10 protein-coding genes and 3 rRNA genes are annotated in these 15,363 nt (G+C 63.3%); 3 read left to right on the forward strand and 10 right to left on the reverse strand.

Annotated elements, in window-relative coordinates; genetic code table 11:
* Positions 1 to 26 precede the first annotated feature (26 nt).
* The 5 genes from ACOKGD_RS11600 to nrdH form a co-directional block, all read right to left on the reverse strand.
* Positions 27 to 524, reverse strand: coding sequence for a pyridoxamine 5'-phosphate oxidase family protein (locus ACOKGD_RS11600; protein WP_342337479.1), 498 nt, complete (start codon positions 522 to 524; stop codon positions 27 to 29).
* Between the two features lie 164 nt (positions 525 to 688).
* Entirely contained in the window at positions 689 to 1,663 is a 975-nt protein-coding gene (gene nrdF / locus ACOKGD_RS11605; protein ID WP_342337480.1) for a class 1b ribonucleoside-diphosphate reductase subunit beta, read from the reverse strand.
* A 22-nt stretch (positions 1,664 to 1,685) separates the two neighbouring features.
* Positions 1,686 to 3,848 (reverse strand): class 1b ribonucleoside-diphosphate reductase subunit alpha, encoded by a 2,163-nt coding sequence (nrdE, locus tag ACOKGD_RS11610; RefSeq protein ID WP_342337481.1) that lies wholly within the window; start codon positions 3,846 to 3,848, stop codon positions 1,686 to 1,688.
* Positions 3,827 to 4,258, reverse strand: coding sequence for a class Ib ribonucleoside-diphosphate reductase assembly flavoprotein NrdI (nrdI, locus tag ACOKGD_RS11615; RefSeq protein ID WP_342337482.1), 432 nt, complete (start codon positions 4,256 to 4,258; stop codon positions 3,827 to 3,829). The genes nrdE and nrdI overlap by 22 nt, the downstream gene beginning before the upstream one ends.
* A 63-nt stretch (positions 4,259 to 4,321) precedes the next feature.
* Positions 4,322 to 4,555: a glutaredoxin-like protein NrdH gene (nrdH, locus tag ACOKGD_RS11620; protein WP_342337483.1), complete on the reverse strand. Its 234-nt coding sequence runs from the start codon at positions 4,553 to 4,555 to the stop codon at positions 4,322 to 4,324.
* Between the two features lie 391 nt (positions 4,556 to 4,946).
* Here nrdH and ACOKGD_RS11625 point away from each other — a divergent pair, with 391 nt between their 5' ends.
* From ACOKGD_RS11625 to ACOKGD_RS11635, 3 genes are read left to right on the forward strand one after another with little or no spacing between them, the layout of a single operon-like run.
* Complete coding sequence (locus ACOKGD_RS11625) at positions 4,947 to 6,155, forward strand: MFS transporter (protein ID WP_342337484.1); 1,209 nt, start codon at positions 4,947 to 4,949, stop codon at positions 6,153 to 6,155.
* A gap of 58 nt (positions 6,156 to 6,213) precedes the next feature.
* Positions 6,214 to 6,978, forward strand: coding sequence for an alpha/beta fold hydrolase (locus ACOKGD_RS11630; RefSeq protein ID WP_342337485.1), 765 nt, complete (start codon positions 6,214 to 6,216; stop codon positions 6,976 to 6,978).
* Entirely contained in the window at positions 6,975 to 8,132 is a 1,158-nt protein-coding gene (locus tag ACOKGD_RS11635) for an acyl-CoA dehydrogenase family protein (protein WP_342337486.1), read from the forward strand. Before ACOKGD_RS11630 ends, ACOKGD_RS11635 begins: the two co-directional genes overlap by 4 nt.
* Here ACOKGD_RS11635 and ACOKGD_RS11640 read toward each other — a convergent pair.
* The 5 genes from ACOKGD_RS11640 to ACOKGD_RS11660 form a co-directional block, all read right to left on the reverse strand.
* Positions 8,129 to 8,401 (reverse strand): metal-sensitive transcriptional regulator, encoded by a 273-nt coding sequence (locus ACOKGD_RS11640; RefSeq protein WP_342337487.1) that lies wholly within the window; start codon positions 8,399 to 8,401, stop codon positions 8,129 to 8,131. The two genes, ACOKGD_RS11635 and ACOKGD_RS11640, sit on opposite strands and share 4 nt — an antisense overlap.
* A 34-nt stretch (positions 8,402 to 8,435) precedes the next feature.
* Positions 8,436 to 9,713 (reverse strand): DUF445 domain-containing protein, encoded by a 1,278-nt coding sequence (locus ACOKGD_RS11645; RefSeq protein ID WP_342337495.1) that lies wholly within the window; start codon positions 9,711 to 9,713, stop codon positions 8,436 to 8,438.
* 79 nt (positions 9,714 to 9,792) lie between these two features.
* Positions 9,793 to 9,909, reverse strand: a 5S ribosomal RNA gene (rrf, locus tag ACOKGD_RS11650).
* Between the two features lie 115 nt (positions 9,910 to 10,024).
* Positions 10,025 to 13,124 (reverse strand): 23S ribosomal RNA (locus tag ACOKGD_RS11655).
* A 359-nt stretch (positions 13,125 to 13,483) separates the two neighbouring features.
* Positions 13,484 to 15,008, reverse strand: a 16S ribosomal RNA gene (locus ACOKGD_RS11660).
* The 16S, 23S and 5S rRNA genes sit together here, the layout of an rRNA operon.
* Between the last annotated feature and the right edge of the window lie 355 nt (positions 15,009 to 15,363).

Genomic DNA, 15,363 nt, shown 5'->3' on the forward strand with positions numbered 1-15,363 from the left:
CCGGCTCGGCGCGGCTCAGTGCCTGGTCAGAGCTCGACGGTGCGGTTGTCGCCGACGTCCGGCTGGGTGTGCGTGACCATCGACTTCGCGATCTTGATCGCCGAGACGATGCCCGGCTCGTCGCTGGCCCAGAACTCGGCCGTGTCGGCCTCCACGCGCAGCAGCGCGAGCGTCGGGTCCTCGCGGCCCTCCGGGAACCAGGCCTCGACCGAGGGCGACCAGTACTCGTCGATCTTCACCGGGTCGCGGACGAGCTCGGCCGTGCCGGCGATCGACAGGTACCCCTTGCCGCTCTCGAAGGCCACGTTCACCGAGGGGTGGGTGGCGATGTCCCGCACCTTCGGGCTGTCGTCCTGCACGAAGAACCACAGATCGCCGTCGAACTCGACGTCCTGGGCCACCAGCGGCCTCGCGTGCAGGGCTCCCTCGGGGCTCACCGTCGTGAGCAGACCGACCTTCGCGGCCTTGACGATCTTCGCGATCGTCGCCATGTCGTCCTCGGATGCGTGCGGCAGGTTGTCCATGTCGTCCTCCTGGATGTCGTCGGGCTCTCCACGCTAGACAGCCGAGGCGCCGGGCCCCAGGCGGTTGACAGCGCGCTTCCCGCACCCCACACGCGCGGGCGGTCGCCCCCTCACACGGCGAACGCCCTCCCGCGTGTGCGGAAGGGCGTTCGGGGAGACGAGACTCAGAAGTCCCAGTCGTCGTCGTCCGTGGCCTCGTGCTTGCCGATGACGTACGACGAGCCCGACCCCGAGAAGAAGTCGTGGTTCTCGTCCGAGTTGGGCGAGAGCGACGAGATGATCGTCGGGTTCACGTTCGTGACCGACGCGGGGAACATCGCCTCGTAGCCCAGGTTCATCAGGGCCTTGTTGGCGTTGTAGTGCAGGAACTTCTTGACGTCCTCGGTGAGACCGACCTGGTCGTAGAGGTCCTGCGTGTACTGGATCTCGTTCTCGTAGAGCTCGTAGAGCAGCGAGAACGTGTAGTCCTTGATCTCGTCCTTGCGGGCCTGGTCTGCCTGCTCGAGACCCTTCTGGAACTTGTAGCCGATGTAGTACCCGTGCACGGCCTCGTCGCGGATGATGAGGCGGATCAGGTCGGCCGTGTTGGTGAGCTTGGCGCGGCTCGACCAGTGCAGGGGCAGGTAGAAGCCCGAGTAGAACAGGAAGCTCTCGAGCAGCGTCGAGGCCACCTTGCGCTTGAGCGGGTCGTCGCCACGGTAGTACTCCATGACGATCTGAGCCTTCTTCTGCAGGTTCGGGTTCTCGATCGACCAGCGGAAGGCCTCGTCGATCTCCTGCGTCGAGCACAGCGTCGAGAACACCGACGAGTAGCTCTTCGCGTGCACCGACTCCATGAACGCGATGTTCGTGTACACCGCCTCCTCGTGAGGGGTGATCGCGTCCGGGATCAGCGACACCGCGCCGACCGTGCCCTGGATCGTGTCGAGCAGGGTGAGGCCCGTGAACACGCGCATCGTGAGCTGCTGCTCGTCCGGGGTCAGCGTGTTCCACGACTGGATGTCGTTCGACAGCGGCACCTTCTCGGGCAGCCAGAAGTTGTTGACGAGGCGGTTCCAGACCTCGACGTCCTTGTCATCCTGGATCTTGTTCCAGTTGATCGCCTGGACGTGGTTCAGAAGCTTGACTGCTTCGGTCATCTCTCGTTCTCTCTCCGGAGGGTCAGAGCGTGCAGCTGACGCACTGGTCGATGTCGGTGCCCTCGAGGGCCATCTGGCGCAGGCGGATGTAGTAGATCGTCTTGATCCCCTTCTTCCACGCGTAGATCTGCGCCTTGTTGATGTCGCGGGTGGTCGCGGTGTCCTTGAAGAACAGCGTCAGCGAGAGGCCCTGGTCGACGTGCTGCGTGGCCGCGGCGTAGGTGTCGATGACCTTCTCGTAGCCGATCTCGTAGGCGTCCTGGTAGTAGTCCAGGTTGTCGTTCGTCATGAACGGCGCCGGGTAGTAGACGCGGCCCAGCTTGCCTTCCTTGCGGATCTCGATCTTCGACGCGATCGGGTGGATCGACGAGGTCGAGTTGTTGATGTACGAGATCGAACCGGTCGGCGGCACGGCCTGCAGGTTCTGGTTGTAGATGCCGTGCTTCTGGATCGAGGCCTTCAGCTCGCGCCAGTCGTCCTGCGTCGGGATGTGGTGGCCCTCGAACAGCGCGGCGACCTTCTCGGTGGCCGGCACCCATGCCTGCTCGGTGTACTTATCGAAGAACGTGCCCGACGCGTAGGTCGAGTCCCAGAACCCGTCGAAGACCTGACCGCGCTCGATCGAGATCTGGTTCGACGCGCGCAGGGCGTGGAACAGCACCGTGTAGAAGTAGATGTTCGTGAAGTCGACACCCTCCTCCGAGCCGTAGAAGACGCGCTCGCGGGCGAGGTAGCCGTGCAGGTTCATCTGGCCGAGGCCGATGGCGTGCGACTTGTCGTTGCCGTCCTCGATCGAGCGGACCGAGCGGATGTGGCTCTGGTCGCTGACCGCGGTGAGGGCGCGGATCGACGTCTCGACGGTCTGGCCCAGGTTCGGCGAGTCCATCGCGAGCGCGATGTTCAGCGAGCCCAGGTTGCAGGAGATGTCCTTGCCGATCTGGTCGTACGAGAGGTCCTCGTTCAGCGTCGTCGGCGTGTTCACCTGCAGGATCTCGCTGCACAGGTTGGACATGTTGATCCGGCCCTTGATCGGGTTCTCCCGGTTCACCGTGTCCTCGAACATGATGTACGGGTAGCCCGACTCGAACTGGATCTCGGCGAGCGTCTGGAAGAACTTGCGCGCATTGATCTTGGTCTTCTTGATGCGCGGATCGTCGACCATCTCGCGGTACTTCTCGGTGACCGAGATGTCGCCGAAGGGCACGCCGTAGACGCGCTCGACGTCGTAGGGCGAGAAGAGGTACATGTCCTCGTCGTTCTTGGCGAGCTCGAACGTGATGTCCGGCACGACGACGCCGAGCGACAGCGTCTTGATGCGGATCTTCTCGTCGGCGTTCTCGCGCTTGGTGTCGAGGAACTTCATGATGTCCGGGTGGTGCGCCGAGAGGTACACCGCACCGGCGCCCTGGCGCGCGCCCAGCTGGTTGGCGTAGCTGAAGCTGTCTTCGAGAAGCTTCATGACGGGGATGATGCCGCTGGATTGGTTCTCGATCTGCTTGATCGGGGCGCCGGCCTCGCGGATGTTCGAGAGCAGCAGCGCCACGCCGCCGCCGCGCTTCGACAGCTGCAGCGACGAGTTGATGCCGCGCGAGATCGACTCCATGTTGTCCTCGATGCGCAGCAGGAAGCAGCTGACGAGCTCGCCGCGCTGCGCCTTGCCTGCGTTGAGGAAGGTGGGGGTCGCAGGCTGGAAGCGGCCCGAGATGATCTCGTCGACCAGGTTCCACGCGAGGTCCTGGTCGCCGTCGGCGAGCGCGAGGGCCGTCATGACGACGCGGTCCTCGAAGCGCTCGAGGTAGCGCTTCCCGTCGAAGGTCTTGAGCGTGTAGCTCGTGTAGTACTTGAACGCGCCGAGGAAGGTCTCGAAGCGGAACTTCTTGCCGTAGGCGAAGTCGTTCAGGCGCTCGATGAACTCGAACGGGTAGCGCTCGATGACGGCGCCCTCGTAGTACTCCTTCTCGACGAGGTAGTCGAGGCGCTCGCGCAGCGAGTGGAAGAAGACCGTGTTCTGGTTGACGTGCTGCAGGAAGTACTCCCGCGCGGCGCGCTTGTCGGCGCCGAACTGGATCTGCCCGTTCTCGTCGTACAGATTCAGCATCGCGTTGAGGGCGTGGTAGTCCATGCCCTCGAACTTCGCGTTGTGCTTGAAGTCGACATCCGTGGTCAGTGCTGCTGCTTCCACCATCGTTCCAATCCGTCGCTGACGCGCTCGACGTCATCCGGTGTGCCGAAGAGTTCCAGCCGATACAAGTGAGGCACGTGGCACTTGCGGCTGATGATGTCACCGGCGATGCAGAAGCCCTCGCCGAAGTTCGTGTTTCCCGCGGAGATCACTCCGCGGATCAGGCCCCGGTTCTGCTCGTCGTTGAGGAACCGGATGACCTGCTTGGGGACCGCCCCGTTGCCGTCACCCCCGCCGTAGGTGGGGGTGACGAGCACGTAGGGTTCGTGGACGACGAGTTCGCCGTCTGCGCGGTGGAGGGGGATCCGCTCGGCCCGCATCCCGAGCTTCTCGATGAAACGCGCGGTGTTGCCCGACACGCTCGAGAAGTAGACGAGGAGCGGCACCTCAGTCGCGGTGACTGACGGGGTCATCTCTCCTCACATTCCGCTTGACCGGCTCCGCCGGCGCATTGTCGCGATCGGCAGAGCGGCCGATCAGGCGAGGCGCGTGGCGAGCTCGTCGATCATGTCGGGACGGAAGCCCGACCAGTGGTCCTCGTCGGTCACAACGACCGGCGCCTGCATGTAGCCCAGGGCCTTGACCTGCTCGAGAGCGGCCTCGTCCTGCGAGAGGTCGATGACCTCGTACTCGATGCCCTTGGAGTCGAGCGCGCGGTACGTGGCCGTGCACTGGACGCAGGAAGGCTTGGTGTAGACAGTGATCGCCATAACGCTTCTCCCTCAAAAACCGCCTGAACCCGGCGCAGCTCCGCCGGGATCTCAATACTACATATGGGTGCCGACGTTCGGGTCGACCACTAGGGGTAGTAGTTGCACGGATGTAATTATCCACAGCCATCCACCGCTGCACCACAGGTTCATCCACCGATCCGTCCACAGGCTCGCCCTCGCGAGGAGGGCCAGACCAGGCCGGGAAATCGCGGATCCGGGGCCCGCCCGGAACGCTCTCTCCACAAGGACAACGCTAGGGAGGGCCTCCGACATCCCACATCGGATCGATCCCCAGGAACCCACCAGCCCGGCGTGTCGCGACCCGCTCCTCCCATCCGGGCCCCCCGCTCCGAGCCTCGTCACGGGGGCCGCGAGATAGCCTCGAGGGATGGCCTCTTACCGCGAGCTGGCGCGCACCCCCGGCGTCGCCCGCATCATCGCCGCGCAGCTCATGGCGCGGTTCCCCTCCGGCATGATCAGCCTCGGCGTCCTCATCCACGTCGAGCACCTGACGCACTCCTATGGCGCCGCCGGAACCGTGCTGGCCGCCATGTCGATCGGCCAGGCGGTGGCCGGCCCCATCACCAGCCGGTGGATGGGCCGCTGGGGCATGCGCCCGGTGCTGACGGCACTCACCCTGCTCTACGCCGCGGCGATCACCGTCATCGCGCTGACCCCGCTGCCGGTTCCCGTGCTCGTCGCGCTCGGCCTGCTCGCGGGCCTGTCGACCCCGCCCGTGCAGTCGGCGGTGCGCACCATCTACCCCAAGCTGGTCAACTCGCGACAGCTGGGAGCCCTCTACTCGCTCGATGCCTCCCTGCAGGAGCTCATCTGGGTCGCGGCTCCCGTGCTGGTCACCTTCCTGGCGATCCAGGTGTCCTCGGTCCTGGCCCTGCTCGTGATCGCGGTCGTCGCGATCGGCGGCGGCGCGTGGTTCATCCTCTCCCCCGAGCTCGGCCGCGTCCGCATCCCCCGCAGCCGCTCGAGCTTCGGCGTGGTGCTGCGCAAGCCCACCGTGCTGCTGACGACCGCGATGGGCGTCCTGTTCATCGGATCCACCGCCGCCGTCGAGGCGGGCATCGTCGCGACGTTCGGCGAGGGCGGGGTGGAGTCCGGCCTTGTGCTCGCGGCCTACGCGCTCGGCAGCCTCACCGGCGGCCTCGGGTCCGGCGGCATCCCGATGAGCCCCTGGTCGGTGGCGCGTCGCCTGGGCATCGTGGTGCTCGGCAGCGCCCTGACCCTGGTGATGGTGGCCAACCCGTTCTGGCTCGCCTTCGCCCTGTTCGTGGCCGGCCTCGGGTTCGCCCCCGCGCTGGCGGTCATGCTCGCCGGCACCTCCGCGAGCGTGAAGTTCAGCGAGACCGCCGAGGCCTACGGCTGGATCAACACCGGGCAGCTCATCGGCGCGGCGCTCGGCTCGATGGCCGCCGGCTTCGCGATCGACGACAACGGCCCCGTCGGCGCCTACCTCGTGAGCATCGCGATGATCACCGGCGCGACGCTCATCGCGGTGATCTTCCACCGCGGGTTCCCGGACCTCCGTCACCGCGACGCGTCGCCGATCCCCGACACCGAGCAGCTGCCGATCATCACCTGACCGGATCCGGTCGTCGGCCGGCGGACATCGCGCGATCCGCGCGCAATACCCTGGTGCCATGACCCCCACGCCCGCGCCCGTCACCCTGCCCCGGCTCCACTGGGGCGACCCGTCCTCGTCGCGCCGCGCGCTGCTGGTGCACGGCCTCGGATCGTCCGGGGCCCTGATGTGGCGCTTCGGCGTCGCCCTCGCCGACGCGGGCTGGAGCGCGACGGCGATCGACCTCCGAGGCCACGGCGACGCGCCGCGCGCGCTGGACTACCGCCTCGCCGCCTACGCGGCCGATGTCGCCGGGGTGCGTCCCGTCGACAGCGGCGCGTGGGATCTCGTCGTCGGGCACTCGCTCGGGGGTGCGGCGACCACGCTCGCCGCCGCCGCCGACCCCGGGTGGACGCATCGGGTCGTGCTCGTCGATCCCGCCATCGTCGTCGACGACCGCGATGCGGGGATCGTCCGCCGCAGCCAGGAGCGCGCCTTCGCCGACAACCGGATCGAGGCCGTCCGCGAGGAGCACCCGCACTGGCACCCGCACGACCTCGAGCTGAAGGTCGACGCCGTCGCGCGCGCGAGCCGCTGGGCGGTCGAGCAGACGAGCATCCAGAACGACCCGTGGGACGTCCGCGAGGCCGCGGCCTCCCTCACCGTGCCCACGCATGTCCTGGGCGCCGACCCCGAGGTCTACAGTCTCTTCACCGGCGACCTCGCCGACGAGGTGCTGCGCAATCCCGCGATCGCGATGTCGGTGATCCGCAGCGCCGGGCACTCCCCGCATCGCGACAAGCCCGAGCAGACCGTCGCCCGCTTCCTGGAGGTGATCGCATGAGCATCGATCCGCGCACCGTGCTCTCCGACGAGCTGATCGAACGCATCCGCTCGCGAGCCGCCGACGTCGACGCGCGCAATGTGTTCCCGGAGGAGGACCTCGCCGATCTCCGCGCGGCCGGCTACCTCGGCGCCCTCGTGCCGGAGGACCGGGGTGGACTCGGCCTGTCGCTCGCCGACGTGTCCCTCCTGCAGCAGCGGCTCGCCGAGGCGGCTCCCGCCACGGCGCTCGCGATCAACATGCACCTCGTCTGGACCGGCGTGGCCAAGGTGATGCAGGATCGCGGCATCGACGACCTGCGCTTCGTGCAGGAGGACGCCGCCGCAGGCGAGGTCTTCGCGTTCGGGATCAGCGAGGCCGGCAACGACCTCGTCCTGTTCGGCAGCGACACGGAGGCCGCGCCGCTGCCGGACGGCGCGTACGCGTTCACCGGCACGAAGATCTTCACGTCGCTCGGGCCGGTGTGGACGCGGCTCGGCCTGCACGGCCTCGACACGTCCTCCCCCGACGCGCCGCAGATGGTCTACGCCTTCGTCGAGCGGGACGAGCGCGTCGTCACCCGCGACGACTGGAACACGCTCGGCATGCGTGGCACACAGAGCCGCACCACCGAGCTGCACGGCGCCGTCGCCCCGGCCGATCGGGTCGTCCGACGCGTGGCCCCCGGGCCCACCCCGGATCCGATCGTCTTCGGCATCTTCAGCGTCTTCGAACTGCTCCTGGCGTCCGTCTACACGGGCATCGCGCGCCGAGCGCTGGAGCTGGCGGTCGCCACGGCGCAGAAGCGCAGGTCCAAGAAGACGGAACGCGCCTACAGCCAGGATCCGGACATCCGCTGGCGCATCGCCGAGATGGCCCTCGCGTACGACGCCCTGCCCCCTCAGATCGCCGCGCTCTGCCGTGACGTCGACGAGCAGACCGATCACGGCGCTCGCTGGTTCTCGCTGCTGTCTGGCGTCAAGCACCGTGCGACGGGCACCGCCAAGCGCGTCGTCGACGAGGCGATGCTCGCCGCCGGGGGCTCGTCGTACTTCGCCGCGAACGAGCTCTCGCGCCTGTACCGTGACGTGCTCGCCGGGGCGTTCCACCCGTCCGATCCCGAATCCGCCCACGCGACGGCCGCGGCGGCGTGGCTCGGGCCCCTCGAGGCCTAGCGGCCGTCGAAGTCGAACGCCTTGAGCAGCTCGTCGACCGCCTGCTCGCGGTGGTCGCCGCCGTTCTCGAACATCTCGGTGACGTGCGTGCGCAGGTGGTTCTCGAGCAGCAGCCGGTTGAGCGACTCGAGCGATCGCTGGATCGCGCGCGACTGCGTGATGATGTCCATGCAGTAGTCCTCGTTCTCGATCATCCGACCGACGCCGCGCAACTGGCCCTCGAGGATGCGGGTGCGGTGCAGGGCGCGCTTCTGGATGTCTTCGATCACACCGCGAGGATACCCCCTCCCGGTATGAGCGCGCTCAGCCGAGCAGGGCGTGCGCGATCGTGAAGATCGCCAGCCCCGCCAGCGCGCCGACCACGGTGCCGTTCAGGCGGATGTACTGCAGGTCGCGTCCGACCATCAGCTCGATCTTCTCGGTCGTCTCCTGCGGATCCCACCGCTCGACGGTGTCCGTGATGAGCGAGGCGATGTCGTGCCGGTACCGGTCGACGAGGAACACCGCCGCGTCGGTGACCCAGGTGTCGACGCGGCTCCGCAGCGACTCCTCGTCCTCGAGGCGCGCGCCGATCTCGACGAGCGCGTCCCGGATCCGGCCGCGCAGCGCGCTGTCCGGCTTCTCCAGCTCGCGCAGCAGCCCCTGCTTCGCCGCGCCCCAGGCCTCGGCGGCCAGACGTCGGATCCCCGGGCTGTCGAACAGCGTCGACTTGGCCTGCTCCAGGCGCTCCCTCGTGGCCTCGTCGTGCTGCAGGTTCTGCGCGAGCCGGCCGAGATAGTCGTCGATCGCCTGGCGTGCCGGATGATCGGGATCGGCGCGCACGGCGCCCACCAGCGCCACCGCCTCGTTGTACACGGTGTGGTCGATGAGCTTGTGCGCCAGCGACGGCACCCACGACGGCAGGCGCCGAGACACCAGGCCGGTGAACGACTCGGGGTTGGAGACGAGCCAGGTCTCGACCGTCTCGGCGGCGAGATCCACGGCGCCGTGATGCGCCCCGGTGTCGATCACGCGCTCCAGCCAACCGCCGAGGGGATCGCCCCAGCCGGGCTCGATGAGATGCTGCCGCGCGAGAGACTCGATGACCTCCTGCACGTCGTCGTCGCTGAGCGCGTTCAGCACGCCCTGCGCGATCGCCGCGCCCTCGGACGCGACGCGCTCGGCGTGCTCGGGCTGACGCAGCCACGAGCCGAGGCGCGAGGCGATCGGGGTGGACGCGAGCTTGGTGCGGACGACGCCGCCCTCGAGGAAGTTCGTCTCGACGAACTCGCCCAGATTCTGGCCGATCTCGTCCTTGCGGTTCGGGATGATCGCCGTGTGCGGGATCGGCAGCCCCAGCGGTCGGCGGAACAGGGCCGTGACGGCGAACCAGTCGGCCAGGGCGCCCACCATGCCGCCCTCCCCCGCGGCGCGCACATAGGCGAAGGCGTCGATGTCGCGCTGCAGCACAAAGCCGACGGCGAAGACGACCGCCATGAACACCAGGGCGCCGAGCGCGACGGCCTTCATCCGGCGCAGCGCGCGCAGGCGATCCTGATCCGCGGCGGACAGCAGCTCGATCGGGGTCCCCATGCGTGCCATCTTGTCACGCGGGGCGAAGAAGCCACCCGGGAAATGCAAAAAGGCCACCCAGCGTTGGGTGGCCTTTCTGTTAAAAGAAGTCCGGCGGTGTCCTACTCTCCCACAGGGTCCCCCCTGCAGTACCATCGGCGCTGAGAGGCTTAGCTTCCGGGTTCGGAATGTGACCGGGCGTTTCCCTCTCGCTATGACCGCCGAAACACTATGGATGTGTTCCGAAATCAATAGCACACTATGAAAATGTGTGTTGCTGATTCTCGACCGTACATCGAGAACCACTCAGTGGACGCGGGCGCTTCAAAGGAAAGCGAGGTGTTATCAAGTCATCGGCTTATTAGTACCAGTCAGCTGCATGCATTGCTGCACTTCCACATCTGGCCTATCAACCCAGTAGTCTGGCTGGGAGCCTCTCACCCGAAGGTATGGAAGTCTCATCTTGAGGCCGGCTTCCCGCTTAGATGCTTTCAGCGGTTATCCATCCCGAACGTAGCTAATCAGCGGTGCCCTTGGCAGGACAACTGACACACCAGAGGTTCGTCCAACCCGGTCCTCTCGTACTAGGGTCAGATCCTCTCAAACTTCCTACGCGCGCAGCGGATAGGGACCGAACTGTCTCACGACGTTCTAAACCCAGCTCGCGTACCGCTTTAATGGGCGAACAGCCCAACCCTTGGGACCTACTCCAGCCCCAGGATGCGACGAGCCGACATCGAGGTGCCAAACCATGCCGTCGATATGGACTCTTGGGCAAGATCAGCCTGTTATCCCCGAGGTACCTTTTATCCGTTGAGCGACAGCGCTTCCACAAGCCACTGCCGGATCACTAGTCCCGACTTTCGTCCCTGCTCGACCTGTCAGTCTCACAGTCAAGCTCCCTTGTGCACTTACACTCGCCACCTGATTGCCAACCAGGTTGAGGGAACCTTTGGGCGCCTCCGTTACATTTTGGGAGGCAACCGCCCCAGTTAAACTACCCACCAGGCACTGTCCCTGAACCGGATCACGGTTCGAAGTTAGATATCCAGAGTGACCAGAGTGGTATTTCAACAACGACTCCACAGTAACTGGCGTCACTGCTTCAAAGTCTCCCACCTATCCTACACAAGCCACACCGAACACCAATACCAAGCTGTAGTAAAGGTCACGGGGTCTTTCCGTCCTGCTGCGCGTAACGAGCATCTTTACTCGTAATGCAATTTCGCCGAGTTCGCGGTTGAGACAGTTGGGAAGTCGTTACGCCATTCGTGCAGGTCGGAACTTACCCGACAAGGAATTTCGCTACCTTAGGATGGTTATAGTTACCACCGCCGTTTACCGGGGCTTAAATTCTCAGCTTCGCCTTGCGGCTAACCGGTCCTCTTAACCTTCCGGCACCGGGCAGGCGTCAGTCCGTATACATCGTCTTGCGACTTGGCACGGACCTGTGTTTTTAATAAACAGTCGCTACCCACTGGTCTCTGCGGCCCACACACGCTTTCGGAGCAAGTCCTAATACGAGCTGGGCCCCCCTTCTCCCGAAGTTACGGGGGCATTTTGCCGAGTTCCTTAACCACGATTCTCTCGATCTCCTTGGTATTCTCTACCTGACCACCTGAGTCGGTTTGGGGTACGGGCGGCTGGAACCTCGCGTCGATGCTTTTCTTGGCAGCATAGGATCACCCACTTTTCATCCGCATCGTGTCTCAGCCTGAATGAGAGACGGATTTGCCTATCTCTCGGCCTACGCACTTGCACCAGGACAACCATCGCCTGGCATGGGCTACCTTCCTGCGTCACACCTGTTAATACGCTAACCGCACCAGCATGGGGTCGCGCGCTCCACCACCCGGTGTCACCCGAAGGCGACGATGAATGGTTTCGGGCGCTTAGCACCACTGGATTAGCTTGGGCGGTTCTTCGCCGGTACGGGAATATCAACCCGTTGTCCATCGACTACGCCTGTCGGCCTCGCCTTAGGTCCCGACTTACCCAGGGAAGATTAGCTTGACCCTGGAACCCTTGGTCTTTCGGAGGACGTGTTTCTCACACGTCATTCGCTACTCATGCCTGCATTCTCACTCGTGTGGCGTCCACGGCTGGTTCACACCGCCGCTTCACTCGCCACACGACGCTCTCCTACCCATCAACACGGCTGGACCACGAAGGCCTACCTATAAATGTCAATGCCACAACTTCGGTGGCGTGCTTGAGCCCCGTTACATTGTCGGCGCGGAATCACTTGACCAGTGAGCTATTACGCACTCTTTCAAGGGTGGCTGCTTCTAAGCCAACCTCCTGGTTGTCAAAGCAACTCCACATCCTTTCCCACTTAGCACGCGCTTTGGGACCTTAGTTGGTGGTCTGGGTTGTTTCCCTCTCGACTATGAAGCTTATCCCCCACAGTCTCACTGCTGCGCTCTCACTTACCGGCATTCGGAGTTTGGCTGACGTCAGTAACCTTGTAGGGCCCATCGGCCATCCAGTAGCTCTACCTCCGGCAAGAAACACGCAACGCTGCACCTAAATGCATTTCGGAGAGAACCAGCTATCACGAAGTTTGATTGGCCTTTCACCCCTATCCACAGCTCATCCCCTCAGTTTTCAACCTAAGTGGGTTCGGCCCTCCACGACGTCTTACCGTCGCTTCAGCCTGGCCATGGATAGATCACTTCGCTTCGGGTCTAGGACACGCGACTGAATCGCCCTATTCAGACTCGCTTTCGCTACGGCTACCCCACACGGGTTAACCTCGCCACGTATCGCTAACTCGCAGGCTCATTCTTCAAAAGGCACGCTGTCACACCTACCAGGGGTGCTCCAACGGTTTGTAAGCAGACGGTTTCAGGTACTATTTCACTCCCCTCCCGGGGTACTTTTCACCTTTCCCTCACGGTACTTGTCCGCTATCGGTCATCTGGGAGTATTTAGGCTTACCAGGTGGTCCTGGCGGATTCACACGGGATTTCTCGGGCCCCGTGCTACTTGGGATACTCTCCACGCCAGCACACGCATTTCGACTACGGGGCTTCCACCCACTCTGGCCGGCCATTCAAGACCGTTCGTCTATACGCTGCTGTCACGTCGACTCTTCGGCAGAAAAGTCAGGTGAGTCCCACAACCCCGAACGTGCAACGCCTGCCGGCTATCACACACGCCCGGTTTAGCCTCTTCCGGTTTCGCTCGCCACTACTCACGGAATCACTGTTGTTTTCTCTTCCTGTGGGTACTGAGATGTTTCACTTCCCCACGTTCCCTCTACCCGCCCTATATATTCAGGCGGGAGTCACCAGGTGTTGATCCTGGCGGGGTTTCCCCATTCGGACATCCTCGGATCAGGGCTCGCTTATCAGCTCCCCGAGGCTTATCGCAGATTGCTACGTCCTTCTTCGGCTCCAGATGCCAAGGCATCCACCGTCTGCTCTTAAAGACTTGAAATCACATGAGCCGTAAACCATAAATGATCTACGTTCGCTATCTTTAAAGATGCTCGCGTCCACTGTGTAGTTCTCAAAGTACGGGCGGAACCCCTCCCTCCCCCCACCAACGGCAGGGACCAGAAGAGGCCCAGAAGGAGGGATCGAAATGATCCGGTCCTTCAGGACCCAACAGCGTGCAGCCGACCCGCTTCGCTCACCAGAACGTTCCCAACCCGCAAGCGAGTCGTACTAGTTCCAGTCAGCAGCGCTGACGGCATGTCAAATGTTCCACCCATGAGCTACCAGCGAGACACATTCGGTCTCGGACTGGCGCCTGGACACCAAAGCTCCGAAGAACTGGTGCCAGATGCTCCTTAGAAAGGAGGTGATCCAGCCGCACCTTCCGGTACGGCTACCTTGTTACGACTTAGTCCTAATTACCGATCCCACCTTCGACGGCTCCCTCCACAAGGGTTAGGCCACCGGCTTCAGGTGTTACCGACTTTCATGACTTGACGGGCGGTGTGTACAAGACCCGGGAACGTATTCACCGCAGCGTTGCTGATCTGCGATTACTAGCGACTCCGACTTCATGAGGTCGAGTTGCAGACCTCAATCCGAACTGGGACCGGCTTTTTGGGATTCGCTCCACCTCGCGGTATTGCAGCCCTTTGTACCGGCCATTGTAGCATGCGTGAAGCCCAAGACATAAGGGGCATGATGATTTGACGTCATCCCCACCTTCCTCCGAGTTGACCCCGGCAGTATCCCATGAGTTCCCACCATTACGTGCTGGCAACATAGAACGAGGGTTGCGCTCGTTGCGGGACTTAACCCAACATCTCACGACACGAGCTGACGACAACCATGCACCACCTGTATACGAGTGTCCAAAGAGTTCTGCATTTCTGCAGCGTTCTCGAATATGTCAAGCCTTGGTAAGGTTCTTCGCGTTGCATCGAATTAATCCGCATGCTCCGCCGCTTGTGCGGGTCCCCGTCAATTCCTTTGAGTTTTAGCCTTGCGGCCGTACTCCCCAGGCGGGGAACTTAATGCGTTAGCTGCGTCACGGAGACCGTGGAAAGGCCCCCACAACTAGTTCCCAACGTTTACGGGGTGGACTACCAGGGTATCTAAGCCTGTTTGCTCCCCACCCTTTCGCTCCTCAGCGTCAGTTACGGCCCAGAGATCTGCCTTCGCCATCGGTGTTCCTCCTGATATCTGCGCATTCCACCGCTACACCAGGAATTCCAATCTCCCCTACCGCACTCTAGTCTGCCCGTACCCACTGCAGGCCCGAGGTTGAGCCTCGGGTTTTCACAGCAGACGCGACAGACCGCCTACGAGCTCTTTACGCCCAATAATTCCGGATAACGCTTGCGCCCTACGTATTACCGCGGCTGCTGGCACGTAGTTAGCCGGCGCTTTTTCTGCAGGTACCGTCACTTTCGCTTCTTCCCTGCTAAAAGAGGTTTACAACCCGAAGGCCGTCGTCCCTCACGCGGCGTTGCTGCATCAGGCTTCCGCCCATTGTGCAATATTCCCCACTGCTGCCTCCCGTAGGAGTCTGGGCCGTGTCTCAGTCCCAGTGTGGCCGGTCACCCTCTCAGGCCGGCTACCCGTCGACGCCTTGGTGAGCCATTACCTCACCAACAAGCTGATAGGCCGCGAGCCCATCCCGAACCAAAAAATCTTTCCCACCAGAGAAGATGCCTTCCTGGTGCATATCCAGTATTAGACGCCGTTTCCAGCGCTTATCCCAGAGTTCGGGGCAGGTTGCTCACGTGTTACTCACCCGTTCGCCACTGATCCACAAGAGCAAGCTCCTGCTTCACCGTTCGACTTGCATGTGTTAAGCACGCCGCCAGCGTTCATCCTGAGCCAGGATCAAACTCTCCGTAAAAGAACAATGCTGCCACCACCGGGAAAACGGGGAAGCAACGAGTTTGATGCTGACCAAAACGGATGTCATTACTGACTTCCAAAATTGATCCAAAGGAATCTTGCCGAACCGACAAAAGTCGGCCGACGAGGTTATTTGGCATTTGACAAGTGCACGCTGTTGAGTTCTCAAGGATCGGATGCTCCCAGCCCTGCGACTCCCGCCGCAGCCCTCCGGGGCAACCTGTACAGATAATCATTCATATGCTGAATGAATCCTGAGTTGGTGTTGTTTTGGTGTCGCAGACCTGGGGTGGGAACCTTCCGGCTCAACCTCACCGCTTGGCGGCGACAAGGGAATACATTACGCCGATCCG

This window comes from Microbacterium phosphatis, assembly GCF_049177115.1.
Classification (GTDB): Bacteria; Actinomycetota; Actinomycetes; order Actinomycetales; family Microbacteriaceae; genus Microbacterium; species Microbacterium phosphatis.

Excerpts from the sequence above, each read along its gene's own strand:
- ACOKGD_RS11645 (WP_342337495.1), bottom strand. The coding sequence starts at position 9,713 with ATGGCACGCATGGGGACCCCGATCGAGCTGCTGTCCGCCGCGGATCAG.
- ACOKGD_RS11600 (WP_342337479.1), bottom strand. The coding sequence starts at position 524 with ATGGACAACCTGCCGCACGCATCCGAGGACGACATGGCGACGATCGCG.
- nrdF (WP_342337480.1), bottom strand. The coding sequence starts at position 1,663 with ATGACCGAAGCAGTCAAGCTTCTGAACCACGTCCAGGCGATCAACTGG.
- ACOKGD_RS11635 (WP_342337486.1), top strand. The coding sequence starts at position 6,975 with ATGAGCATCGATCCGCGCACCGTGCTCTCCGACGAGCTGATCGAACGC.
- nrdH (WP_342337483.1), bottom strand. The coding sequence starts at position 4,555 with ATGGCGATCACTGTCTACACCAAGCCTTCCTGCGTCCAGTGCACGGCC.
- ACOKGD_RS11625 (WP_342337484.1), top strand. The coding sequence starts at position 4,947 with ATGGCCTCTTACCGCGAGCTGGCGCGCACCCCCGGCGTCGCCCGCATC.
- nrdI (WP_342337482.1), bottom strand. The coding sequence starts at position 4,258 with ATGACCCCGTCAGTCACCGCGACTGAGGTGCCGCTCCTCGTCTACTTC.
- ACOKGD_RS11630 (WP_342337485.1), top strand. The coding sequence starts at position 6,214 with ATGACCCCCACGCCCGCGCCCGTCACCCTGCCCCGGCTCCACTGGGGC.
- nrdE (WP_342337481.1), bottom strand. The coding sequence starts at position 3,848 with ATGGTGGAAGCAGCAGCACTGACCACGGATGTCGACTTCAAGCACAAC.